25 protein-coding genes are annotated in these 25,392 nt (G+C 33.5%); 9 read left to right on the forward strand and 16 right to left on the reverse strand.

Going from position 1 to position 25,392, the window contains the following annotated elements; all coding sequences use genetic code 11:
* The first annotated feature begins 56 nt into the window (after positions 1 to 56).
* Positions 57 to 953 carry a metallophosphoesterase family protein gene (locus ACFFGA_RS01110; protein WP_386058415.1) on the forward strand — a complete coding sequence of 299 codons (897 nt, stop codon included), beginning with the start codon at positions 57 to 59 and terminating at the stop codon, positions 951 to 953.
* Here ACFFGA_RS01110 and ACFFGA_RS01115 read toward each other — a convergent pair whose 3' ends face one another.
* The 4 genes from ACFFGA_RS01115 to ACFFGA_RS01130 all read right to left on the reverse strand — a co-directional run bounded on the left by ACFFGA_RS01115 (position 954) and on the right by ACFFGA_RS01130 (position 4,101).
* On the reverse strand, positions 954 to 1,286 hold the full coding sequence (locus ACFFGA_RS01115; RefSeq protein WP_386058418.1) for a 2Fe-2S iron-sulfur cluster-binding family protein: 333 nt from the start codon (positions 1,284 to 1,286) through the stop codon (positions 954 to 956).
* A 131-nt stretch (positions 1,287 to 1,417) separates the two neighbouring features.
* Positions 1,418 to 2,479, reverse strand: coding sequence for an NAD(P)/FAD-dependent oxidoreductase (locus tag ACFFGA_RS01120; RefSeq protein ID WP_386058421.1), 1,062 nt, complete (start codon positions 2,477 to 2,479; stop codon positions 1,418 to 1,420).
* Between the two features lie 160 nt (positions 2,480 to 2,639).
* Positions 2,640 to 2,879, reverse strand: a complete 240-nt coding sequence (locus ACFFGA_RS01125; protein ID WP_386058423.1) for a NifU family protein — start codon at positions 2,877 to 2,879, stop codon at positions 2,640 to 2,642.
* Positions 2,880 to 2,964: 85 nt separating this feature from the next.
* Entirely contained in the window at positions 2,965 to 4,101 is a 1,137-nt protein-coding gene (locus ACFFGA_RS01130; protein WP_386058426.1) for an Mrp/NBP35 family ATP-binding protein, read from the reverse strand.
* Between the two features lie 306 nt (positions 4,102 to 4,407).
* Here ACFFGA_RS01130 and ACFFGA_RS01135 point away from each other — a divergent pair, with 306 nt between their 5' ends.
* A complete protein-coding gene (locus ACFFGA_RS01135) occupies positions 4,408 to 5,718 on the forward strand; it encodes a Fic family protein (RefSeq protein ID WP_386058429.1) in 1,311 nt (436 codons plus the stop codon).
* A gap of 43 nt (positions 5,719 to 5,761) precedes the next feature.
* On the opposite strand, the gene ACFFGA_RS01140 is transcribed toward ACFFGA_RS01135, so the two are convergent.
* The 3 genes from ACFFGA_RS01140 to trmB all read right to left on the reverse strand — a co-directional run bounded on the left by ACFFGA_RS01140 (position 5,762) and on the right by trmB (position 7,483).
* Complete coding sequence (locus tag ACFFGA_RS01140) at positions 5,762 to 6,091, reverse strand: MGMT family protein (RefSeq protein WP_386058432.1); 330 nt, start codon at positions 6,089 to 6,091, stop codon at positions 5,762 to 5,764.
* 84 nt (positions 6,092 to 6,175) lie between these two features.
* Positions 6,176 to 6,805 (reverse strand): LysE family transporter, encoded by a 630-nt coding sequence (locus ACFFGA_RS01145; RefSeq protein ID WP_386058435.1) that lies wholly within the window; start codon positions 6,803 to 6,805, stop codon positions 6,176 to 6,178.
* 3 nt (positions 6,806 to 6,808) lie between these two features.
* Positions 6,809 to 7,483: a tRNA (guanosine(46)-N7)-methyltransferase TrmB gene (gene trmB / locus ACFFGA_RS01150; RefSeq protein WP_386058437.1), complete on the reverse strand. Its 675-nt coding sequence runs from the start codon at positions 7,481 to 7,483 to the stop codon at positions 6,809 to 6,811.
* A 233-nt stretch (positions 7,484 to 7,716) separates the two neighbouring features.
* Here trmB and ACFFGA_RS01155 point away from each other — a divergent pair, with 233 nt between their 5' ends.
* Positions 7,717 to 8,646 carry a glycosyltransferase gene (locus ACFFGA_RS01155; protein ID WP_386058440.1) on the forward strand — a complete coding sequence of 310 codons (930 nt, stop codon included), beginning with the start codon at positions 7,717 to 7,719 and terminating at the stop codon, positions 8,644 to 8,646.
* Here ACFFGA_RS01155 and ACFFGA_RS01160 read toward each other — a convergent pair.
* Positions 8,620 to 9,663: a sensor histidine kinase gene (locus tag ACFFGA_RS01160; protein ID WP_386058442.1), complete on the reverse strand. Its 1,044-nt coding sequence runs from the start codon at positions 9,661 to 9,663 to the stop codon at positions 8,620 to 8,622. The two genes, ACFFGA_RS01155 and ACFFGA_RS01160, sit on opposite strands and share 27 nt — an antisense overlap.
* Positions 9,663 to 10,346: a response regulator transcription factor gene (locus ACFFGA_RS01165; RefSeq protein ID WP_386058445.1), complete on the reverse strand. Its 684-nt coding sequence runs from the start codon at positions 10,344 to 10,346 to the stop codon at positions 9,663 to 9,665. The genes ACFFGA_RS01160 and ACFFGA_RS01165 overlap by 1 nt, the downstream gene beginning before the upstream one ends.
* A 231-nt stretch (positions 10,347 to 10,577) precedes the next feature.
* Here ACFFGA_RS01165 and ACFFGA_RS01170 point away from each other — a divergent pair, with 231 nt between their 5' ends.
* From ACFFGA_RS01170 to ACFFGA_RS01180, 3 genes are all read left to right on the forward strand, one after another.
* The gene (locus ACFFGA_RS01170; protein WP_386058448.1) at positions 10,578 to 13,022 is read left to right on the forward strand and encodes a lamin tail domain-containing protein; all 2,445 of its coding nucleotides are present in this window, start codon (positions 10,578 to 10,580) and stop codon (positions 13,020 to 13,022) included.
* A 138-nt stretch (positions 13,023 to 13,160) separates the two neighbouring features.
* Positions 13,161 to 14,834, forward strand: coding sequence for a T9SS type A sorting domain-containing protein (locus ACFFGA_RS01175; protein ID WP_386058451.1), 1,674 nt, complete (start codon positions 13,161 to 13,163; stop codon positions 14,832 to 14,834).
* 74 nt (positions 14,835 to 14,908) lie between these two features.
* Positions 14,909 to 15,889: a LuxE/PaaK family acyltransferase gene (locus ACFFGA_RS01180; protein ID WP_386058454.1), complete on the forward strand. Its 981-nt coding sequence runs from the start codon at positions 14,909 to 14,911 to the stop codon at positions 15,887 to 15,889.
* A gap of 167 nt (positions 15,890 to 16,056) precedes the next feature.
* Here the strand turns inward: ACFFGA_RS01180 and tyrS are convergent, their stop codons facing one another.
* Positions 16,057 to 17,370, reverse strand: a complete 1,314-nt coding sequence (gene tyrS / locus ACFFGA_RS01185; protein WP_386058457.1) for a tyrosine--tRNA ligase — start codon at positions 17,368 to 17,370, stop codon at positions 16,057 to 16,059.
* 139 nt (positions 17,371 to 17,509) lie between these two features.
* Here tyrS and ACFFGA_RS01190 point away from each other — a divergent pair, with 139 nt between their 5' ends.
* Positions 17,510 to 18,538: an NAD-dependent epimerase/dehydratase family protein gene (locus ACFFGA_RS01190; protein WP_386058459.1), complete on the forward strand. Its 1,029-nt coding sequence runs from the start codon at positions 17,510 to 17,512 to the stop codon at positions 18,536 to 18,538.
* Here the strand turns inward: ACFFGA_RS01190 and ACFFGA_RS01195 are convergent.
* Genes ACFFGA_RS01195 through ACFFGA_RS01205 form a run of 3 tightly spaced genes read right to left on the reverse strand, consistent with a single transcriptional unit; the run spans position 18,510 to position 21,050 of the window.
* Positions 18,510 to 18,980: a DUF4296 domain-containing protein gene (locus ACFFGA_RS01195; protein WP_386058462.1), complete on the reverse strand. Its 471-nt coding sequence runs from the start codon at positions 18,978 to 18,980 to the stop codon at positions 18,510 to 18,512. The two genes, ACFFGA_RS01190 and ACFFGA_RS01195, sit on opposite strands and share 29 nt — an antisense overlap.
* 1 nt (position 18,981) lies before the next feature.
* Positions 18,982 to 20,325 carry a dihydroorotase gene (locus ACFFGA_RS01200; protein WP_386058465.1) on the reverse strand — a complete coding sequence of 448 codons (1,344 nt, stop codon included), beginning with the start codon at positions 20,323 to 20,325 and terminating at the stop codon, positions 18,982 to 18,984.
* 2 nt (positions 20,326 to 20,327) lie between these two features.
* Positions 20,328 to 21,050, reverse strand: a complete 723-nt coding sequence (locus tag ACFFGA_RS01205; protein WP_386058468.1) for a polyprenol monophosphomannose synthase — start codon at positions 21,048 to 21,050, stop codon at positions 20,328 to 20,330.
* Positions 21,051 to 21,213: 163 nt separating this feature from the next.
* On the opposite strand from ACFFGA_RS01205, the gene ACFFGA_RS01210 reads away from it, so the two are divergent.
* Positions 21,214 to 21,864: a DUF4271 domain-containing protein gene (locus ACFFGA_RS01210; protein WP_386058471.1), complete on the forward strand. Its 651-nt coding sequence runs from the start codon at positions 21,214 to 21,216 to the stop codon at positions 21,862 to 21,864.
* A gap of 17 nt (positions 21,865 to 21,881) precedes the next feature.
* Complete coding sequence (locus ACFFGA_RS01215) at positions 21,882 to 22,634, forward strand: uroporphyrinogen-III synthase (protein ID WP_386058474.1); 753 nt, start codon at positions 21,882 to 21,884, stop codon at positions 22,632 to 22,634.
* A gap of 52 nt (positions 22,635 to 22,686) precedes the next feature.
* Here ACFFGA_RS01215 and ACFFGA_RS01220 read toward each other — a convergent pair whose 3' ends face one another.
* From ACFFGA_RS01220 to ACFFGA_RS01230, 3 genes are all read right to left on the reverse strand, one after another.
* Complete coding sequence (locus ACFFGA_RS01220; RefSeq protein ID WP_386058477.1) at positions 22,687 to 23,166, reverse strand: hypothetical protein; 480 nt, start codon at positions 23,164 to 23,166, stop codon at positions 22,687 to 22,689.
* A 147-nt stretch (positions 23,167 to 23,313) separates the two neighbouring features.
* Positions 23,314 to 24,930 (reverse strand): phosphoenolpyruvate carboxykinase (ATP), encoded by a 1,617-nt coding sequence (gene pckA / locus ACFFGA_RS01225; RefSeq protein WP_386058480.1) that lies wholly within the window; start codon positions 24,928 to 24,930, stop codon positions 23,314 to 23,316.
* A gap of 66 nt (positions 24,931 to 24,996) precedes the next feature.
* On the reverse strand, positions 24,997 to 25,386 hold the full coding sequence (locus ACFFGA_RS01230) for a DUF423 domain-containing protein (RefSeq protein ID WP_386058483.1): 390 nt from the start codon (positions 25,384 to 25,386) through the stop codon (positions 24,997 to 24,999).
* Positions 25,387 to 25,392 lie beyond the last annotated feature (6 nt).

A 25,392-nucleotide genomic window follows, 5' to 3' on the forward strand; every position in this document is an offset into this window, starting at 1 on the left:
CGGTTTTAGTTAAAAATGCTTCTCAATTGAGAGGCATTTTTTTTTACATTTACCTTATGTCTTCAAAAACCAGATTAGATCGTGCTTTTAGAGATGCTAAACGCATCCCATTTGATGATTCGTCAAAGCTCATCCTCTTTAGCGATTGTCATCGAGGTGATAACAGCTTTGCAGACGATTTTGCCAATAATCGTAATATATACTATCATGCTTTAAAACATTATTATACAGAAGGCTTTAGTTATTGCGAAATTGGAGATGGTGACGAACTTTGGGAGAATCTATCTTTTGAATCTATTTTAGACGCGCATAAAAATGTCTATTTACTCATGAAATTGTTTCATGATCAAGGTCGATTACACATGATTTGGGGCAACCATGATATGGTTTATAAAAATCCAAAATATGTTGAGAAACACCTTTCTACTTATTTTGATCCTAAAATCGGTGAAGATGTTGATTTGTTTTGTGGCATAGAATATCATGAAGGTATAGTTTTACAACACTCAGATACTGGGCAAGAATTATTCTTAACCCATGGGCACCAAGCCGATTGGTGGAATTACCTTTTTTGGAAATGGAGCCGTTTTATGGTTAGGATTCTTTGGAAACCTCTGAATGTTATGGGTATTGCAGACCCAACAAGTCCTGCAAAAAACTATAAAGAACTAATTAAAGTAGAGCGCAGAACTAAAAAGTGGATAATAGCCAATAACAATCTTATTACTATAACTGGTCATACACACAGGCCAAGATTTCCTGAACCTGGCGACATCGCTTATTTTAATGATGGTAGCTGTGTCCACCCACGAAGTATCACAGGACTTGAAATAGAAAACGGTAAGATTTCCTTAATTAAATGGCAGATTGTAACTACTGAAGATGGTACACTTAAGATTGATCGATTTTTGTTGGAAGGGCCTACAGCTTTGATTGATTATAAGACGGAATAGTTAACTTTCAGGAGCCAGTTCCACCTCTAGTCCATCCATTTCAGGCGTCATTTGAATTTGACAACCTAAACGACTATTTTCCTTAACATAAAAAGCTTCAGAAAGCATTGCTTCCTCATCGTCTTGCATTTCAGGAAGCTCAGTATCACTTAAAACATAACATTGACATGAGGCACACATTGCCATTCCACCACAAACACCTATAGTGCCTTCTGGAGCTAGTTCGTAAGAACGTACAACTTCCATTAAATTCATGGCCATATCAGTTGGAGCCTCGATTTGATGCTTTACTCCTTCTCGGTCTATGATTGTTATGTTAATATCCTGTTCCATAATTATTACGCTGAGATTCACAGAGTTTACATAGAGGGTCTCAGAGTTAGATGATTTACGTTTTTAAACTCAAATATTTTAATTTGTTGCGTTTTAGTAAGCACTCTTAACTGCTACTAAATATTGTAAACTTATTGTATCGCTTTAACCACTGCTTTTGGAGCTTCCTTACGTGTACCATCAAACCCATCAACACCACTAACTGTTGTATATTTTAATACATAACGCTTTCCTGGGTTGATAATTTGATATGCTGCTTGACACATTAAAGTGGCCTCATGAAAGCCACACAAAATTAACTTTAATTTTCCTGGATACGTATTTACATCTCCAATGGCAAAAATCCCTGGAATATTGGTTTGATAATCCAGTGCATTATTCACTTTTATGGCGTTTTTTTCTATCTCAAGTCCCCAATTTGCAATAGGTCCAAGTTTTGGAGATAAACCAAATAAAGGGATAAAGTGGTCGCATTCAACCTCAAACTCCTTTTCAATATGTTGTGCTTGGGTAACAACAACAGCTTTAACTTTTTGGTCACCTACAATACCTGTAACTTCAGCAGGTGTAACAAGATTTATCTTCCCTTTATTTTTTAATTCTTGAACTTTTTCTACAGAATCCAAGTGTCCTCTAAATTCATTTCTTCTATGAATCAGCGTTACTTCAGAAGCTACATCACTTAAAAAAATACTCCAGTCTAAAGCAGAATCTCCACCTCCTGCTATAACTACTTTTTTATCGCGATACATTTCTGGGTTCTTGATAATGTACTCTACTCCTTTATCTTCAAAATCCTTTATATTATGAATTAAAGGCTTACGAGGCTCAAAACTTCCCAAACCTCCTGCAATAGCTACAACAGGTGCTTGGTGCTTGGTGCCTTTATTTGTAGTTACTATAAAAGTGCCATCATCTTGTTTTTCAATAGTTTCTGCGCGCTCACCAAGCGTAAAACCTGGCTCAAATTGCTTGCATTGCTCTAGTAACTTATCGGTTAAATCTCCAGCCAAAATTTCTGGATATGCAGGAATATCGTATATAGGTTTTTTAGGGTAAATCTCTGAGCATTGACCTCCAGCTTGAGGTAAAGCATCGATAAGGTGACATTTTAATTTAAGTAGTCCTGCTTCAAAAACTGTAAAAAGTCCTGTTGGCCCAGCACCTATTATAAGTATATCAGTTGTAATCATTTTATTCCTGTGAAGGCAGTATAATCTTATGACAACTACCTCAACTTTTTATTATTAAAAACCTACAAGGTTTTAAAAACCTTGCAGGTCGTTATATTTAACTCTCAATTAAGTACAAAATTACTAATGCTATTTAATTTAAAATGTGATAATTATCACATTATTCTACATTAATAACTTTTTCTATTTGAGGAGCATATTTCTTTATCGTCATTTCTACACCAGACTTTAACGTCATTTGGTTAACACTACAAGATGTACAAGCGCCTTCGAGTTGCACTTTTACAAACTTATCGTCCTCAATAGACAATAAGGCTATATCACCTCCATCACTTTGTAGAAATGGACGTATTTCATCCAAAGCTTTTTCTACATTTAATCTAAGTTCTTCTGAGCTCATTTATTTTTTTTCCTATCCCTAACCCTTTCCGTCCGCGTGCCGCCATAGCTTTAGCGGTGTCGCATAGAAAGTGAAAAGTTGATTATTATTTCTTTACGGCAGAACAACCTGCCATTGTTGTGATTTTTATCGCTTCGGTTGCTGGTAATGCTTCATTTCTGTACACCACTTGTTGAACAACCTCTCTGGTTATAGTTTCAAAAGCTTCTTCAATAGGTGTTGCAGTTTGCATTGCAGCTGGCCTACCAATATCTCCCGCTTCTCTTATACTTTGTACTAAAGGCACTTCTCCTAAAAACGGTACATCTAAATCCTCAGCTAAATTTTTAGCACCTTCTTTACCAAATATATGATATTTATTTTCTGGTAATTCCGCAGGAGTAAAATAAGCCATATTTTCTATAATACCTAAGACAGGAACATTGATGCTATCTTGCTGAAACATTGCCACTCCTTTTTTAGCATCTGCCAGAGCTACGTTTTGAGGTGTACTTACTACCACTGCACCAGTAATAGGCAATGCTTGCATAATACTTAAATGGATGTCTCCTGTTCCTGGAGGCAAATCCAATAATAAGAAATCTAATTCTCCCCATGCTGCATCAAAAATCATTTGGTTTAATGCTTTTGAAGCCATTGGTCCACGCCAAATTACAGCTTGGTCTGGTTTTGTAAAAAAGCCAATAGACAATACTTTTACTCCATAGTTTTCTACTGGTTTCATTTTAGATTTACCATCTACATTAACCGACAACGGACGTTCGTTAGCAACATCGAACATAATTGGAATTGATGGCCCATATATATCAGCATCTAAAACACCAACTTTAAAGCCCATTTTAGCTAAAGTCACTGCAAGATTTGCTGTTACTGTAGATTTCCCTACACCACCTTTTCCAGATGCTACAGCTACGATATTTTGAATACCAGGAATTGGTTTTCCTTTAATTTCGTTTGTAGTAGGCTTAACAGGTGTGTCAACTTTTACATTAACTTTTATTTTTGCCTTTTCATAAACTTCTCTATGAATGGTCTGTAGAATATCTACTTCTGTTTTCTTTTTTGCTTGAAGACTTGGGTTCTTAATTGTAATATCTACAATGACTTCGTCTGCAAATGTCACCACGTTGGTTACAGCACCACTATCTACCATATTCTCTCCTTCACCAGGAGCTGTAATGGTTTTTAGTGCATTTAATATATCTTGTTTGTTAAGTTTCATCAGTTAATAAACAATTTTACTAGTTTGTCAGATGGAATTCGCCATTATTATTCTTAGGTGTTACGAACAACTATTTTGGCTCATTTCACTTCTTTATCTAGATTTATTCTAAATGCAAAGGTACTGCTAAAAGTTTAAATTTTGAAGCCTTAGAATTGAATTGTATAATGAGTGGATTTGGTTTGTAAATGAGACGAAGGATTTGTAATTATTTGTAAATTTTGTGAAAATTAGGAAATAATATAATATTTCGTATATTTGATGATATTTGTAAATTTTGTGAAAATTAGGAAATATTAGTGAATTATGATTGAGAAGGCACCGAAAATAACAATCAATGATGATATCAAAGAAACACTTATCAAGCTTTCTTTCCAAAGTAATTTAGCTTCAATTATTAAAAGTCAAAAAGAATATTATTATTGGGATAAAGTAAAATACTTGAAGGAAGGATTTATGAAGCCTGAGCGCCTATGGTCTATTTTAAAATATTCCCGAAAACTAATTGAAAAACGATTATGTATATATTCAAAAAACCAATACATTGATTTTAATCACAATATAAATAAACATCTTCAACAAAAACTCCATTATCTAGATTTCAACTTTGGTGCTGGTCTACAAAAAGAACAACTACTTACAGATTTAGATCGACAAGATTATCTAAACAATGCCTTAATGGAGGAATCCATTTTTTCTTCTATGATTGAAGGTGCGACTACAACACGAGTGAAGGCAAAAGACATGCTCAGAAAAAATAAAAAACCAAAAAACAAATCTGAGCAAATGATATTGAATAATTACAAAACCATTCAATACATCAGTGAGCACCAAAGCGAAGATATTTCAATAGAAAAACTATTTGACATTCATCGATTAGTTACAGAAAACACTTTAGACACAGAAGATATTGGTGTTTTTAGAACTAATAATGAAATCAATGTTGTTAATGAGTTAACAGGTGAAATTGTTCATACACCACCAAATTTTGAAGAACTTAATGCGTTAATGAAATCGTTCTGCGAGTTCTTTAACAATAACCCAAAAGAAGATTTTATACATCCTATTGTAAAAGGTAGTATTCTTCATTTTCTCATAGGCTATATCCATCCTTTTGTCGATGGAAATGGGCGAACTGCTAGAGCTATTTTTTATTGGTATCTCCTAAAAAATGGTTATTGGTTGACAGAGTACTTATCCATCTCTCGAGTTATTATGAAAACCAAAGTACAGTATGAGAAAGCTTATCTCTACACAGAAATAGACGATATGGATGTCACTTATTTTATTCATTATCAAGTCAAGGTTTTATTAAAAGCTTTTGAAGACTTAAAAGTTTATGTGGCAAAGAAGAAAAAAGAACAATCAAAACTATCTAAATATCTAAAGCATGATGGCATAAACGAAAGACAAGCTATCATACTTCAGAAAATAGAGGATGATGCTAATCGGTTTTTTACAGTTAAAGAAGTTGAAAACACTTTCAATATTACCAACCAAACCGCTAGAACAGATATTGAAGAATTAGTTGAACTGAAATTTTTAAAGAAAATAGCCGTAAACAAAAAGACATACAATTATTGGAAAGGCGATGCTTTTGATACAACTTTTAATTAGGCTATAAAATTCTGAAACAAGTTAAGAATGCCAAAACTATTAATTAAAGTTCCTTTGAAGGGTCCCAATACACAGCTTCTAAATTTTGAATTTGATTATCCACGACTTCGATACCTTCATTTTCGAGTAGTTGTTGCATGAGATTAGTGCCTTCAAAATGATGTTTTCCTGTTAAAAGCCCTTTTCTGTTTACCACACGATGCGCAGGTACATCTTTTCCTCCTGAGCCATTCATAGCATAGCCAACGATTCTGGCACTTTTTGCAGCTCCTAAGTATTTTGCAATAGCTCCGTAGCTAGTAACTCTTCCATAAGGAACAAGCCTTGCTATTTCGTATACTTTTTCAAAAAAACCTAGTGTTTCTGGTTTCATTTGTTAATTTCTATTGATTTTATTGTCAAATGGAACATCTATTATATGCATAAATCCAAATCAGCATTTATTTTGGATGTTTCATTATAATTCTCTTAAAATATTAATGAAGGTTATTAATGCCACAATACCTGTAATAATACCAATACTGTAATTCATGCTCTTTTGCGAGGTGATTTTTTTATCCTTTATTTTATCAAAAAAGAATATGTAGAAGTATAAAGCAACGAAAGTTCCCATAGAAGCACCAGTAACATAGGTTATGATGCTTGTTCGTTCAAAATTCATCCACCCAAATGAAGCCAAAGTAATAGTCATATATGCTTGATAAGGAATAGGAAAAACATTTAAAGCAGAAAGAATCATTCCATGAAAAAACCTGCTTTTTTTGCTCATTACATCTTCTTCAACTTTGGTTTCCTTTTGGTTTCTGGCAATAATTAGAAAATATATGGCGATAAGCACAAATATTACAAATGCTACACGCTGAAGGATTTCAACAATATCTGGCCTATTGGATAAATATCTAGCAAAAATAGCTGCTACATAAGTCTGGACAAAAACAATTACACAAACTCCTGACGAAAAGGTGATACCTCTACCAGGACCTTCTTTAAGACTTATTCTTGCAGCTGTCATATTGAGTAAGCCTGGCGGAATAACACCAATTAATGCTACAAAGAGTCCTAGGAAAAAGGCTACTGTAATACTCAATTTTTAGTTGATTTTAAATCTAATATACGTAATTGCTTTGTCTTTCTCTAAATACTGGTTCTCGTAAAAGGTTTGAATTTCAGTTACTTCTTCCGGACTGCCTTCTAATTTATACACATTATGGTTGGCATAAAGTACTTCGTGCCCTAAACCGTGCAATAAACCAAGTGTATAACCATGCATAAACTCGCTATCGGTTTTTAAATGCATTAGACCTTCTGGTTTAAGCACTTTTTTATAACGCTCCAAAAACTGATGGTTGGTCATACGATGTTTTGTACGCTTATATTTTATTTGTGGATCTGGGAATGTAATCCAAATTTCATCAACTTCATTTTCGTCAAAGACATATTCTATAAGCTCAATTTGTGTTCTTACAAAAGCTGCATTTGAAATCTTCTCTTCTATGGCTGTTTTTGCTCCTCTCCAAAAGCGTGCACCTTTTATATCAATCCCTATAAAGTTCTTTTCGGGATACCGCTTAGCTAAACCAACCGTGTATTCGCCTTTTCCGCATCCTAATTCTAAAACCAAAGGGTTTTCGTTTTTAAATACTTCTTTTCTCCATTTTCCTTTAAAAGGGTAAATTTCATTTACCAACTCATCTCTTGTTGGCTGAAATACATTAGCAAAGGTTTCGTTTTCCTTAAAGCGTTTTAGTTTATTTTTACTTCCCACTGTTTTTACTACTTAATAATAATTCGGTAAAATTAAGGAAACATTTTAGGTTTATCTTTGTTTCATTAACTCATGTTTAAAATAAAAAGATACTGAAACCCGTTGAGCATCAAAAACGAATTTTAGTTGCGCCTTTAAATTGGGGCTTAGGTCATGCTACGCGTTGTATTCCCATTATAAATGCTTTAATAGCTCATACCTTTGAACCAGTTATTGCAAGTGATGGACAGGCTTTGGAATTATTAAAAAAAGAATTTCCTGAAATTTCATATTTCCACCTACCATCTTATAATATAACCTATGCAAAAAAGGCGAATAGCTTTAAGTTAAAACTAATTAAAGACTCTCCTCATCTTTTAAAAACCATAAAGAGAGAGAAAAAAGTCATTGAAAGTTTAGTTGCTTCTGAAAATATTTCAGGTATCATTTCTGATAATCGATTTGGAGTGAGGCACACAGATATTCCTTCGGTTTTTGTAACTCATCAATTGCGTGTTTTAAGCGGAACTACAACTTGGTTGAGTTCTAAGTTACATCAAAAAATAATTTCAAAATTTGATGAATGTTGGGTTCCTGATCATATTGGTACTAAAAATTTAAGTGGTGATCTTGGGCATATTGAAGGCTACCAATCTTCATTAAAATATTTAGGTCCTTTGAGTCGATTTGAAAAACAAGATCTACCCATTACCTACCAACTTTTAGTCATATTATCTGGTCCCGAACCTCAACGTACGTTTTTAGAAGAAAAATTACTAGAACAATTACCTTTATTTAAAGGAAGTATTTGTTTTGTAAAAGGCATTGTTGAAGACCAACAAACAATAACACAAAGCGGAAACATTACCATTTATAATTTTATGACTAGTGCAGAACTAGAACAATCATTAAATGAAAGTGAACTGGTTTTGAGCAGGTCTGGATATACATCGATAATGGACTACGCTAAACTAGAAAAGAAGGTATTTTTAATACCAACACCAGGACAATTTGAGCAAGAATACTTAGCTCAAAAACTTAAAAGTGAAAATATAGCACCAAGTTGTAAGCAAAAAGATTTTAATCTAGAGATGCTATCTGAAATTTCGCAGTATTCAGGTTTTGAATCTATGGAGTATAACATTAATTACAAAAAACTATTTGGTCTTTTCGAGGGTAAATGAAAATTCACTACCAACGCCTAACTCACTTTCCACATACATTTTTTCTTCATGTGCTTCTAAAATATGCTTAACAATAGAGAGCCCTAAACCAGAGCCTCCCTCTTTACGAGAACCACTCTTATCCACTCTATAAAAACGTTCGAATAAACGTGGGATATTTTCTTTTTTTATGCCTTCACCATTATCTGTAACTCTTATAATAACCTTGTTTTTTATAAGATTTTCTATACTAATTTCTGTTGTTCCGTTTTCTCTTCCGTATTTAATGGAATTAACTACCAAATTGGTTAATACCTGTTGAATACGCTCTTTATCTGCAAAAACCAAAATTGGATTTAAGTAATCGATATCAAAAGTGAGTGTAATGTTTTTCTTAGCAGCTTTCATTTCAAAAAGCTCAAAAACACTCTCCACCAATTTCACAATATCAAAATTTTCCTTGTTTAAACTTAAATCACCAACTTCTAATTTGGTTATCATATCTAAATCCTTAACAATATAGGTTAGTCGTTCTACGCCTTTACTAGCTCTAGTTAAGTATTTTTTCTTAAGTTTTGGGTCTTGTATGTCGCCTTCTAAAAGTGTATCTATATAACCCTGTACTGTAAATAATGGTGTTTTTAGCTCATGAGAGACATTACCAATAAACTCTTTTCGGTATTCTTCCCTTACTTTTAAGGTTTCGATTTCTATCTTTTTATTTCTTGCATACTTATCAATCTCCTTGGTAAGTGTGCCCATGTCTGTAGTGATAGGCTGCTGCCTTAAGTTTGCTGATTCTAGTAGCGTAAGATCATCGTATATTTTTTTTACACGCCTATAAATAAAACGTTCTGCTCTATATTGTACAATGGCAAAACATAATGGAAAGCATATAATTGGAAAAAATATGACTTGCCAATTAAAAGAATGAAAATAATACAAAAAAACACTCACAAGGAGTGTAGTAAACATCGTAACGTATAGTGATGTTCTTAATGCGAATTTGTATGTTTTTTTTAAATTGTTTTTTTGCATTAGTCCACAAACTTGTAACCAACGCCTTTTACAGTTTTAAAAGATTTATCGCCTATTTTTTCACGAAGTTTTCTTATGTGTACATCTATGGTTCTTCCGCCAACTACGACTTCATTTCCCCAAACTTTATCTAAAATTTCTTCGCGCTTAAATACTTTACCTGGCTTGGTTGCTAACAAAGATAGTAATTCAAACTCTTTTCTTGGTAAGATAATTTCCTCTCCTTTTTTAGTGATTTTGTATTCTTCTCTATTAATGATTAAATCACCTATTTTAATAGCATCTGTATCGCTCTCTGTTTCCTTTAGCCTTCTAAGTAATGCCTTAACCTTACTTACAAGTACCTTGGGTTTTATAGGCTTGGTTATATAGTCATCTGCACCAGCATCAAAGCCTGCTACTTGAGAATAGTCTTCTCCTCTAGCAGTTAAAAATGTTACTATGGCATCGTTGAGTTTAGGCTCTTGTCTTATACGCTCACAAGCTTCAATACCATCCATTTCTGGCATCATAACATCTAGAATAATGAGGTGAGGTTTGTGCTTTTTTGCTTTTTCAACAGCTTCAATACCGTTTTCTCCTGTAATCACCTGATAACCTTCAGAAGATAAATTAAACCCAACTATTTCTAAAATATCTGGTTCATCATCAACTAATAATATCTTAATATCTTTCTTTTTCACTGTTAAGTTAATTTTAAGATTGCGTAAAGATAAAATATATACTTGTTATGTCAGTAGCGATTTTAAATTGATAACAATTCGCTAACATTAAGATTCTAAGTTACTGAAAACTAAAACCCTTTGATAATTACTGTGTTAACATATTTTAAAAATAGCGATTGTTGATAAAATCCATTCTATAATCTCACTATTTGTTAGTATATTTATGCTCTAATTTTTTAAAAATCAATTATGAAAAAACTTTACTTTTTATGCTTAACAATGCTTGTTGTAGCTATGTCTTATGGACAAACACCCATAATTACAGCAATTGTAGATGGTGATTGCTCAGGCGGAAACCCGAAGCTTCTTGAGATATATGCTAGTGGTACCGTGGATTTTTCACTCTATACCTTAGAAAATCAAACCAACGCAAATACATCTTGGGGCAATGCTCAAGATTTAAGTGCATTAGGTATGGTAACTAACAGTTTTGTATATATTACTACTGCTGGTAGTGAAACAGCGATTGGCACGGATTTTCCATCAATTACCTTTACCAATCCAAATGTCTTAGCAACTAACACTATGAATGTTAATGGTGATGACCGAGTTAGAATCATACTTACATCAGATTCTACCGTAATTGATCAGTTTGGTGCAGAAGGTATTGATGGTTCAGGACAGAGCTGGGAGTATGCAGATTCTTATGCAAAAAGAAATAACAATACAGGTCCAGACGGAGGCTTCAACGAGGTTAATTGGACTTTTGGTGGTGCAGGTGCCTTTGACACTTTAGGAGTATGCCAAACTGGTCCTGACACTTTTGAATCTCTAATGGGAGGTATAGGAACTTATACGTCAACTGGAGGTAGTTGCGGTGTGCAGCTTGCTTCTCCTACCATTGTCTGTTCAAGCAATACAATTGGAGACAACAACGATGGTGTTACTATAAATATTTCTTATACGGGTGTTGATGCAGGTATTACCACAGTAACATCTACAACAGCTACCGTAACCGGTGATGACCCTTCTACAGTTGCTAATGGTGTTATTACTTTAACAGGATTATCGGAAGGAGATACTTGGGATATCACTTTAAATGGTGGTGATTGTGATGGCACTACCATTTCAGCAACAGTAGATTCAGCTGAATGTGACCCAACACCAAACACATGTTTCGACTTAAGTGGAGGTGCTGATTTATTTGAATTGGTGTCTGTTACAACAAATGCTGATACTGACGAGTGGACTGAGTCTTCTGGAACATATTCAATGAATGGCTTTTGTGGCGGAGGATGTATGGAAGAGTCAAATACTTGGTTAATTTTTGGCCCTCTGGATATGACAGGAGTCACTGATCTTTCACTAATCTTTGATGCAACTGAAGGTTTTGACGGAACAGAATTAAATGTACAATATACCGGAGACTACTCTAGCCTGTGTCCAGATGGTGCTACTTGGACATCTGTTCAAACAATTTCTGATGCTGGATCATATAATATTGATATGTCAGCTGCATCAGGCACAAATGTATTTATAGGTATTCAATATCTAGATTCAGATGGTTCTTTCTCTTCTTGGAGTCTATCTAATGTGAGTTTAGGAGCATTTGGTACATGTCCAAGCTTAGGCTCAAGACCTACTTCAGATTGTGGTATGTGTGATATTACATTACAAACTGAAAATTATGTATGTGCTACAAACACAGCTGGCAATGATAACGACAATGTAACAATCAACATTCCTTACACTGGATCTGATGCTTCAATTGTATCCGTAACAACAACTTCTTCTGGTATTGTAGGAGGAGATAACCCTTCTGGTACTGCTGATGGTACAATAACAATTACAGGTTTAGGTGAAGGTGATGCGTGGGACATTACAATTAATGGTGGAGATTGTGATGGCACTACACTTTCTGGAACAGTACCTTCTGCTCAATGTGATCCTGTTTTCTTAGTAATAAATGAAATACATGCTGACCCAAGCAATAATGCTAATGGTGAAGGAGATGCTAATGGTGACGGTACAGCGGAATTTGACAATGATGAGTTTGTTGAAATATACAATACAGGCACATCGAGTATTGATCTTTCTGATTATACATTATCAGATGGTGCAGCATTGAGACATACTTTCCCTACTGGAACGGTTTTACCTGCAAATTCTTTCATAACAGTTTTTGGAGGTGGCACTCCAACAGGCATTAGTGGATTGGTACAGACTGCTTCTACAGGATCATTAGGACTTAACAATGGTGGTGATACAATAACACTTACTGATAATAATGCAGTGGATATAATTGTTGAAATTTATGGAAGTGCAGGCAACAATCAGTCTATTGGTCGTAGCCCAGATTTTACAGGAGCTTTTGTTGACCATTCCACAATTACTGGTAATGGTGGAGCTTTGTTTTCCCCTAACAACGAAAATGATGTTACTCTATCAACAGGAGATTTTGAGTCGACTAAATTCTCTATATATCCTAACCCAACAAACACAGGATTTATTACCATCACTTCAGCCAATAGTGATGAAATAAATGTACAAGTGTTTGATATCTTAGGTAAGCAGATTAAAAACGAAACATTAACAAATAATACATTAAATGTTTCTAATTTAAAATCTGGAGTCTATTTGGTTAAGATTACTCAAAACAATGCTTCAACCACTAAAAAGTTAGTGATTAAATAAAAGACAAATACTTTTCTAAAAAGGCACAATTTCAATTGAAATTGTGCCTTTTTTATGTAATATATCGAAATCTATTAAATAATAAATTTCTTATAAGAAAATAACCTATTTTTGTAATTATTTTAACCCCAAATCTTTATGAAGAAACTTTACGTTTTATTTGTCCTATCTTCTTTTTTTAGCTTTTCTCAAAATCCTGGTGATTTAGTAATAACAGAAATAATGAAGGATCCTACCGCTGTCATTGATGAAAATGGCGAGTGGTTTGAAATATTAAATACTACAGCATCAGATATAGATATTAACGGCTGGACATTGAAAGATGACGGTGTTAACAACCACACTATTAATTCAACAATAGATCCTATGACTGGTACAGGTGGAGTAACTATAGTACCAGCTGGCGGTTATTTAGTGCTTGGAAAATCACTGGATTTAATGGTTAATGGTGGTGCACCAATTGATTATGCTTACCAAGATAATTTTAATATGGGTAATGGTGAAGATGAAATCGTTCTTATAGCACCAGGAAATATTGAAGTCTCAAGAGTTAATTATGATGGTGGGCCAAACTTTCCCGATTTAGCAGGAAAGAGCATGCAATTAAAAACTGCATTTTTAAACGAGACAGATAACGATAATGGAGACAATTGGTGTATATCAATTTCTTCTTACGGAGATGGAGATATAGGTACTCCTGGAATGGCTAATGAAGCATGTGCTCCTGAATGTTCAATAGATTTCGGATCTGTAGGCATTATATGCGATTCCACAAACCCAGGCACAACGGATGATACATATACGGTTAACTTAGATTACTCAGGTGGCGATATAGCAACCACATTTGTAGTAACTTCTTCCGCAGGAACTGTAGGTGGTGATGACCCTTCTACTATAGAATCTGGAACTATAATTATAACTAACATTCCTGAAGGCACAAACATAACAATAACACTAGATGATACCGCTAGTGGAGGACTTTGCTCAGCTACTTATAATGTTACAAGTCCAACCTGCATTCCTGTAGGAAGTGTTGATTTGGAATTTAAAGGTATTTTAGATTTAACAGTACCATCTGGTGGTAGCGATGGTAAGGCTATACATGTTGTTGCTACAGCAGATATTGCAGATTTAAGTGTATATGGTATTGGCACAGTTGCAAATGGTAATGGTTCTGACGGTCAAGAATACACGTTTGATGCCATTAGCGTAAGTAGTGGAGATCATATTCTTATTGCCAGAACACCTAGTTCTATTAAACAATATCTTACTCCTGAAGGATTTAGTTTATTTAATGTTGTACTTGTTGCCACTACTGATATTAACATGAATGGTGATGATGCCATAGAGTTGTTTAAAAATGGTACTGTTATAGAAACCTTTGGTGACATTAATGTCGATGGTACTGGACAATTTTGGGAATATTTAGATTCTTGGGCATACAAAGAAACTTCAGGTGCTGTTTGGCCATCTGGCTGGATATATGGAACAGTAAACTGTACTGATGGTAGCCAAACTACATTTAGTAGTACTTGTGTTTATCCATTTGTAGAGTCGCTTTCATCTAATAATGAATTTTCTAAAAACGAATTTTCTATTTACCCTAACCCTACAAATAAAGGAATTGTTTCAATTACTTCAACTAGTAATGAAGTAATGAATGTTCAAGTTTTTGATATTTTAGGTAAGCAGATTAAAAACGAAACATTAACAAATAACACATTGAATGTTTCAAATTTAAAGTCTGGAGTTTATTTGGTAAAGATTACTCAAAATAATGCTTCGACCACTAAAAAATTGGTGATTAAATAACAATTTTATGAGAGATAGATTAAAGCGTAGTCTAAATAAAGGCTACGCTTTTTTATTTTCCATATTTTTGCAATGTGAAATCTAAAAATGCCATTTTTTCTATAAAATCTAATGCTGAGTTTAATGCCTTAGCACTTGATATTTTCAAGTTTCAGTTTGAAAACAACACTGTTTATCGTTCGTTTTGTGACTTACTATACAAGCACCCAGCTGACGTAAGACATGTTGAAGACATTCCGTTTTTACCCATTCAATTTTTCAAGAGTCATGAAGTTGTAAGTACTCAAGAGTCTATAAAAAAAACCTTTACAAGTTCTGGTACAACAGGAAGTGTGTCGAGCAAGCATTTAGTTACCGATTTGAGTCTGTATGAGAAAAGTTACGCAAAAGCATTCCAACATTTTTATGGCAACATTGAAGATTTTGTAATTTTAGCTTTATTGCCTTCATATCTAGAGCGTGATGGTTCTTCTTTAATTTATATGGTTAATGACCTCATCAATAAGTCGAAACATCCAGAAAGCGGTTTTTATTTAAATAATCATAAGGATTTAGCTAGCGCCATAAACAAACTAGAAGCCAAACAACAAAGAACAATTCTCATTGGTGTTTCCTTTGCTTTATTAGACTTGATTGAGCAATTTCAGTTTACACTAGAGCATACTATAGTAATGGAAACTGGTGGAATGAAAGGCAAGCGAAAAGAAATAATTCGTAAAGAACTACATAACATTCTTAAATCTGGTTTTGGTGTAAACCAAATCCATAGTGAATATGGAATGACAGAATTATTAAGCCAAGCCTATTCTAAGGGTAATGGTGTTTTTGAGTGCCCACCTTGGATGAAGATATTAACTCGTGATACAGAAGATGCACTTACTATTCAAAACTTTAATAAAACTGGCGGAATAAATGTTATTGATCTCGCAAACATCAACTCTTGTTCTTTTATAGCAACTCAAGATTTAGGCAAAGTTTACGAAAATGGACAGTTTGAAATTATCGGTAGATTTGACAATTCGGATATTAGAGGTTGTAATTTAATGGCTTTGTAAGGAATTAAAAACCTATACGACTATATAAACACTTTGAAAAAGAAAGGTTTTCAATAGTTGATTGATTGGTTAGTAGTGCCCAAAAGAGATTTTGGGCACTTTTTTTCTGCTAAACTACCATCTGTCAACGATAGTGTTTCTAGTATTTCATTATATAACTTAAAAGCTTAAACTACTTTTATGATATAAGTATTTTTCTTTCCGCTATTAAGAACAATATATTTATCTGCAATTAAGTCTGATGTTTGAATGATATAATTTTCATCAACTTTTTCCTTATTTACAGAAACAGCATTAGCTTTTAAGGAACGACGTGCCTCACCATTACTAGATAAAAAATTAGTTTCTGCTGATAGCGCTGCTATAATATCTAAACCAGACTCTATTTGACTTCTTTTTATTTCAGCTGTCTTAATATCGCTAAACAAATCATCAAGAGTAGTACTATTAATCTTCTTAATATCTTCTTTAAAATTCCTACTAAATAAAACCTGAGAAGTCTCAATAGCTTCATCTAGTGCTTCTTTAGAATGCACAAAAGTTGTTACCTCTTCTGACAAGCGCTTTTGCAAAAGCCTAGCACCTGGATTTTCATTATGCTCAGTAATTAAGTTTTCAATTGTTTCTTTATCTAAAAAGGTGAAAATTTTAATATATTTCTCGGCATCTTCATCTGTAGTATTTAACCAAAACTGATAAAATTTATAAACACTTGTTTTATCAGCATCTAGCCAAACATTACCACCTTCACTCTTGCCAAATTTAGAACCATCTGCCTTAGTTATTAAAGGACATGTCATTGCAAACGCTTTGGCCACAGTATCACCACCAACATTCATACGTCTTACCAATTCAGTTCCTGTAGTGATATTTCCCCATTGGTCACTTCCACCCATTTGTAATTTACAATCCATTTCTTTATGCAAATGGTAAAAGTCATACCCTTGAATCAGCTGGTATGTAAATTCGGTAAAACTCATTCCTACACTTCCCTCTTCTCCACTAAAACGCTTCTTTACAGAATCTTTTGCCATCATATAGTTCACGGTAATGCGCTTACCAACATCTCTAGCAAAATCTATAAAAGTGAAATCTTTCATCCAATCGTAGTTATTAACTAAAACTGGAGCATTCTTTTCTTTTGAATTAAAATCTAAGAAACGAGACAGTACATTTTTTATACCTGCTACATTATGAGCTAAAGTATCTTCATCTAACAAGTTACGTTCATCACTCTTACCTGAAGGATCACCAATCATCCCTGTAGCACCACCAACTAAAGCAATTGGCTTGTGGCCTGCTTTTTCCAAATGCACTAATAAAATTATTGGCACTAAACTTCCTATGTGCAACGAATCTGACGTAGGATCGAAACCAATATATGCCGTTGTCATTTCTTTATCTAATTGCTCTTCTGTTCCCGGCATAATATCGTGTACCATGCCTCTCCAACGTAATTCTTCAACAAATTTATTTGCCATTATTGTATTTGGTTTCAATTTAATTTAGGCAAAGATATGTTTCCACTTTAAAAGAGAAAAGACAATTTTAAAAAAGCGTAACTTTACTTCGGCTATACCCACTATAAAGCCAAGTTTTTTAAGATAGAAACACAAAAAAATGATTTTAGTTACAGGCGGAACAGGATTAGTAGGCTCTCATTTACTTTATAGGCTAATAAGTCGTGGCGAAAATATTCGCGCTATATATAGACGAGAAAAAACCTTAAAACGGGTTGAGCATGTTTTCTCCTATTTTTCTGATGATGCTAAAGCCCTCTTTAATAAAATTGAATGGATTGAAGCTGAAATTAATGATATTCCAAAATTACAGGAAGCTTTTACAGATGTTACTCATGTCTATCATTGTGCGGCATTTGTCTCTTTAGAACCCGATAAATACCATCAACTACGCAAAATAAATATTAAGGGTACGGCTAATATCGTTAATTTGTGTATAAGTCATTCCATAAAAAAATTGTGCTATGTAAGCTCAATAGCTGCCATTGGTCATCATGAAAATCCTGAAAAATTAATTGATGAGCAAACCGCTTGGAATCCAGAAGACGATAACAGCGTATATGCCATTACCAAATACGGAGCAGAACTAGAAGTTTGGAGAGGCACACAAGAAGGACTTGAGGCTGTTGTGGTAAATCCAGGTATTGTTTTAGGAGCTGGTTATTGGAAAGGTGGTAGTAGTGGTAACCTTTTTAGGAAAATCAATAACGGTATGCGTTACTATGTTAATGGTGTAGTAGGTTATGTAGATGTGTTTGATGTTGCAGATGCTATGATACAATTGATGGTTAGTGATATAAAAAACGAAAAGTTTATTTTAGTTTCTGAAAATTTGAGCTTTAAATCCTTTCAATACAAAGTAGCAAAAGCACTAAATGCAGAACCACCAAAACGAGAAGCAAAGCCTTGGCTACTGGGTATCGCTTGGCGTTTGGATTGGTTAAAACATAAACTGTTTGGCTCTAGACGTAGTCTATCTAAGCAAACTACAAAGTCCGCAGTTAGTGTTACTAAATATGATAATTCTAAAGTAAGAAATGCGCTCAATTTTGAGTTTAAATCAATAGATGAATCTGTAAAAGCGGTAAGTGAATTATACCTTAAAGACCAAAAACAGGAGCTTTATTAATCGTATCGTTTTTGATGGCTTGTTTTATAGAGTCTTTTCTTTTCTGTTTGATTTTACTTATTGAATCTCTTCTACGTTTAGCTGCCATACCCTCAACCTTCTCTAGTTCTTCAAATTTCTTTTTCTCCTTTTCTAATTTTGCTTTCACATTTTCTACCATATTCTTGTACGTCTCCGTATCATAGGCATAAAAAGCATTGCTATCAGCAAATTGGGTACTATCTATTTTATGCTTATTGAGCACATAATCTTCAGGAATAATACCATTGGTTTCTAACAACTTTCTATTTACTCCTTTTGCAGCATTGATAGTATATAAGTCATATAAAATCATTTCCATCTTCTTTTCTGGAATAAGATTTTTTGGCTTTTTTGGTTTGTATTCATTGCTACATGCTAAAACCAAAAGGGTTAAAATGAATAAAACACCTAATTTTTTCATACTATCTGTTAAAAGTTAATCGCTGTCCTGCTTTAACGTTCAAAACTTTAAAATTGTTATAAGCCAACTGCCCATTAACAAAAGTATGGGTAATTCTGCTTTTAAAAGTATTTCCCTCAAAAGGAGACCAGCCACACTTATATAAAATATTACTTTTATTTACGGTCCAAGGACTATTAAGGTCTGCAATAACCAAATCAGCGTAATAGCCTTCTCTTATATAACCTCTTTTTTCTACGTTGAACAAAATCGCTGGATTATGGCAGGCTTTTTCAACTATTTTTTCAAGCTTTATTTTTCCTTGATGATAACACTCTAATAAGGCTACCAAAGCATGTTGTACTAACGGTCCGCCAGATGGTGCACTGGTGTAAGGATTACTTTTTTCTTCGAGTGTATGTGGCGCATGGTCAGTGGCAATAACATCTATTCTGTCATCCAACAATGCTTTCCAGAGTTGATCTCTGTCTTTTGATGTTTTTACGGCAGGATTCCATTTTATGTGACTTCCTTTTTTTGCGTAATCTTCATCAGAAAACCAAAGATGGTGTATGCAAACCTCAGCAGTTATCTTCTTATCTTTTAAAGGGATTTTGTTTGAGAACAATTTTGTTTCCTTACCAGTTGATAAATGGAATACATGCAATCTTGCTCCAGTTTTCCTAGCTAATTCAATGGCCTTTGAAGACGACAAATAACATGCTTCTTCACTTCGAATTAATGGATGTTTATCCATAGGAATATCATCACCATACTCTGCCTTGTATTTAGCAAAATTATCCTTTATTGTAGCTTCATCTTCACAATGCACAGAAATTACCATATCTGTACTCGAAAAAATCTTTTCAATAACTTTTGGGTCGTCAACAAGCATATTCCCTGTAGATGAACCTAAAAATAATTTTAAGCCTGCTACTGTTTTAGGATTTACTTTTAGTATTTCCTCTAAATTATCATTAGTACCACCAAACATAAACGAATAATTGGCGTAAGATGATTGTGCCGCAATAGCAAATTTTTCTTCAAGCTTATCTACCGTTGTCGTTTGCGGATTGGTATTTGGCATTTCTATAAAAGAAGTTATACCACCAGCCAATGCTGCCTTAGATTCGGTTTCTATATTTGCCTTATGTGTAAGACCTGGTTCCCTAAAATGAACTTGGTCATCTATCATACCAGGCAAAACATAATTGCCTTCTACATCAATCACGTTCATGTCCGCAGACTTTACACTAATAGAGGTGTCTATCTTTTTTATATAGTCGCCTTCAATAAGTATATCGCCTTCAACGATTTTACCTTCGTTGACTATTTTTGCGTTCTTTATCAGTATGTTTTGCTTCATTTTTACTTAGTAAATAAACTTTTCAATTTTAAACTAATGACTCCAAAAATAGCTTCAGAAATAATGCTTCCGCTCATTTTTGATTTTCCTCTTATTCTATCTTTAAAGATAACAGGAATTTCAACAATTTTAAATCCTTTTTTATAAGCTTTAAATTTCATTTCAATTTGAAAAGCATAGCCCACAAACTTAATTTTTGATAAATCTATAGCCTCTAATACTTCTCTTTTATAACATATAAACCCAGCTGTAGAATCCTTGACCTTCATTCTGGTTATAAAACGCACATAACGTGATGCGCCATACGAAAGAATTATACGAGACATTGGCCAGTTAACAACGGTTATGCCTTTTACATATCGAGATCCTACTGAAACATCAGCTCCATCAATAGCACAAGCATTGTATAGCTTGATTAAATCATTTGGGTTATGTGAAAAATCGGCATCCATCTCAAAAATAAAACGATACGATTTTTCTAAAGCCCATTTAAAGCCAGCAATATACGCAAGCCCTAAACCATTTTTTTTATCGCGCTCTAAAAGAAAAAGCTGATCAGCAAATTCCGTTTGTAATGCTTTGACTTTTTCTGCTGTTTGGTCCGGAGAATTATCATCTACAACCAGAATATGAAACGCTTTCTCTTGTGAAAACACTAATCTTATTATAGGTTCAATATTTTCAATCTCGTTATAAGTTGGTATTATGACAAGTGTATCGGACATTTACATACTTTTAAAAACAGGCTTTTACTTTGCTTTTAGAATTTCAACAAAAGTAAAGTTTTTAGTGGATTATAGACTGTTATTTATTTCTTAAGATTTAGAAGTTTTTTAGAATTATTACAATTGCTTTTTTATGCCTGATTTTTCTTTATAATTTAGCGGTATGCGAAACTTCATTACATATGATTGGTTTACTGTGTTTACAATCCTAGGATTGATGGCTATCGCTGCGGCAAAATTTATGAATGCATACAGGTTTAATGATTTTTTGTCTGTTGTAGGAAATTCTAAATACCTAAAAATTTATACCAAAGACCAAAAATTTATAGATGTATTTGACGGCTTACTTTATATCAATCTGGCAATTTCTGGAAGTATCTTTTTCTATTTAGGGTATTCTACGTTTGTTTCGCCACTCACTTTTGAATTAGTACCGTTTTTAAAATTACTTTTAGCAGTTGCTACCATTATAGTTATTAAAACCTTGTTTGAACGGCTCATAGGCAGCCTTTTTGAAATAGACACAATAGTTGACAACTACTTATTTCAAAAAATAACCTTTAAAAATTATTCTGGAATGGTTTTTCTACTTGGCAATCTTTTACTTCTGTATATGCAAAACTATGCAGAGGTAATTATAATTGTAATATTTTCAGTGATTTGTTTAATAAATGTTATAGGGTTTACAACTTCATTTAAAAACTATCAAAAAACAATAAATCCCAATTTTTTCTATTTTTTATTGTATCTTTGCGCTCTCGAAATTGCGCCTTATGTGCTTTTATATAAGGTCATTAGCGAGTATAACACATAAAACAAAGAGGTTTCCGTATGAAAGTGAAAACAATTTTAGTATCGCAACCAGAGCCTAAAATAGAAAATTCTCCATACTTTGACTTGCAAGAAAAGCAAAAAGTTAAAGTTGACTTCAGACCTTTTATTCATGTAGAAGGTGTCTCTGCCAAGGACATAAGACAACAAAAAATAGACCTAAGCAAATTTACCGCTATTATACTTACAAGTAGAAACTCTGTAGATCATTTCTTTAGAGTAGCTGATGAAATGCGCTTTAAAGTACCAGATACTATGAAGTACTTTTGCCAGTCTGAAGCTGTAGCTTATTACTTGCAAAAATATGTAGTCTATAGAAAACGTAAAATTTATGTTGGTAAACGTACTTTTGAAGACTTAACTACACTTATAAAAAAATACAAGGACGAGAGTTTTTTATTACCTACTACAGATAAGGTAAAGCCTATAATTCCTGAAATTTTAGATAACCTTGGTGTTAACTGGAAACAAGCTACCTTTTACAAAACTGTAATTAGCGATTTATCTGATTTAGCAAATGTATATTATGATATTTTGGTATTCTTTAGCCCTTCTGGTATAGAATCTCTATTTCATAATTTCCCAGATTTTAAACAGAACGACACGCGTATAGCAGTATTTGGAAACACCACTGTAAAAGCAGTAAAGGAAAAAGGATTGCGTGTAGATATTTCTGCACCAACACCAGAAACTCCATCTATGACAATGGCATTACAAAAGTATATTGACTCTGTTAATAAAGGAAAAAAATAATATAACTCATATATAAGCAAAATCCCAATTGAAATTCAATTGGGATTTTTTTTTATAATTTAACCTGATAGACCTTATATATAGAACTGTCTCTATCTTTTACATCTACCATATAAATTTTAGACGCACCATTTAAAGTTTTACTAAAGCTCTTAAATTCTGAATTCATAAAGTCCTCATAATCAATAGTGTTTTGACGTGGTAACGTATCTAGTGTTTCTTCAACGTGCATATATGAGAAATAGTAGAATGTAATTTTCCCTTTTTTTGAAACTGGCGTCTTATTAGAATCCCTATTTATTTCACCATTTTCACTAACCGATAGCGCATACTTAAAATTCTCCTTAGCCAAATCTTTAGAAATACTGAATGTTTTAATAAGGACAGAATCATTTACTTTTTTATCAATTACATTCATTTCATTGTTTTCAGAATTGAATACCAAGTACAGATCGTACTTTTTTTTTGATTGGGAATTACAAACATGACATATAGATAAAAAGAATAAAATAATGAGGGAATATCTTTTCATTTGATGGATCTTTAAAAAATCCAATATATAAAATGTTTGCTAAAATCTTATTAATTTGTATAATTATTTTACTATCAGCAAGTTATATTGCATAAAAAAAGCGATTCTAAATTTAGAATCGCTTTTTTATTTTTATAATAGGCTACCTTAAAAAGCGTAGCGTTGTGGACCACCACGTCTTATTTCTTCTGACGCATAAGACTCAAATTGCTTAAAGTTATTTCTAAAAGCGTTAGAGAGTTTAAATGCCATTGTGTAATAAGCTTGGTCATCATTCCATGTTGCTCTAGGACTCAATACTTCTGTTGGAACTCCAGGACATGTTCTAGGTTGTGCTACACCAAATACTGAGTGGATGTGATAATCTTCGTACGTATAATCGCCTAAATCACCGTTTAATGCTGCATTAATCATAGCACGTGTATATTTTAGTTTCATACGTGTACCTACTCCATAAGGACCACCTGTCCAACCTGTATTTACTAACCAAACATTAACACCAGCATCTTTCATCTTTTTGCTTAGCATATCTGCATATTCAGTTGGATGTAAAGGCATAAAAGGTGCACCAAAACAAGCCGAAAAACTAGGTACTGGTTCTACAACACCTGCTTCTGTACCTGCTACTTTTGCAGTATATCCTGAAATAAAGTGATAAGCCGCCTGGCTTGGTGTTAATTTAGAGATTGGAGGTAAAACTCCAAAGGCATCAGCTGTAAGGAAAAATATATTCTTTGGGTTTTTTCCTATTGATGGTGTTTTAATATTCTCTATATGGTAAATAGGGTAACTTACCCTTGTGTTTTGTGTTATAGAGGTATCCTCAAAATCTACATTACCATTCTCGTCCATAATTACATTTTCAAGAATAGCTCCTTTTTTAATGGCTCCGTAAATTTCTGGCTCTTGTTCTTGAGATAGGTTGATTACTTTTGCGTAGCAACCTCCTTCAAAATTAAAAACAGTGTTTTCGTTGGTCCAACCATGTTCATCGTCACCGATTAAGCTACGATCTGCATCAGTTGATAACGTTGTTTTACCTGTACCAGATAATCCAAAGAAAATTGCAGTATCACCATCCTTGCCAACATTAGCACTACAGTGCATTGGCAACGTATTTTTAAAGACTGGTAATTCAAAATTTAAAGCTGAAAAAATACCTTTTTTTATTTCTCCTGTATAACCTGTACCACCAATAATAGCTGTTTTTCTTGTAAAGTTAAGAATCGCAAAATTATGCTGACGCGTACCATCTTCCTTTGCTACAGCCATAAAACCTGGTGCGTTAATCACGGTCCATTCTGGTTCAAAATCCTTCAATTCTTCTTCAGAAGGACGCAAAAACATGTTATAGGCAAACAAATTGCTCCAAGGATATTCATTAATCACTCGGATATTTGTTTTGTAATTTGGGTCTGCACAAGCATAACTATCTCTAACATAAACCTCTTTATCTGACAAATAATTGGTGATTTTGTCATAAAGTTCATCAAATTTATCGCTTTCAAAAGGGATATTAATTTTTCCCCACCAAACCTTATCCTTTGTAATATCATCCTTTACGATAAATCTATCCATAGGAGAACGACCAGTAAACTCACCTGTATTTACAGCAAGAGCACCTGAAGAAGCTTCTACTCCTTGACCTTTTGCAATCGTTTCAGCATGAAGCTGATCTGAAGTAAGTTGGTATTTAATCTTGGCATTTTTAATACCGTATTGATTTAACGAAATCGATTTCGTTGATTGTGTATGGTTTACCATAATTTTTTGTGTTGTTTTAGGGTGTAAAATTATAACTTTATTTTAAAACAACACTCTAGATTCATATTAATCGACCTTATTTCTTATTATACCGATTAACATCATAATCCAAGCCATAATTAAGAGTAATCCTCCAATAGGAGTTATTATTGCAATGGTCTTAAAATCAAAACTTGAAAGTTCATTTGTTGCCAATCCATAAATAGAACCAGAGAAGAAAATCACACCACTAATTATTAAATATAAAATGACTTTTTTAGACTTAAAACTTACAAAAGAGGTACCTCCTAAAATAAGTAGTAAAAAGGCATGATAAATTTGATAGCGTACTCCTGTTTCAAAGGTTTTAACCGCATCTGCATCAATTAGTTTTCCTAATCCATGCGCTGCATAAGCACCTAAAATAATGCCTAAAATCCCAAAAAAAGAGCCAGTGATTAATAATTTTTTGTTCATATTTAA

It is taken from the genome of Winogradskyella pulchriflava, from assembly GCF_042434315.1.
Classification (GTDB): Bacteria; Bacteroidota; Bacteroidia; order Flavobacteriales; family Flavobacteriaceae; genus Winogradskyella; species Winogradskyella pulchriflava.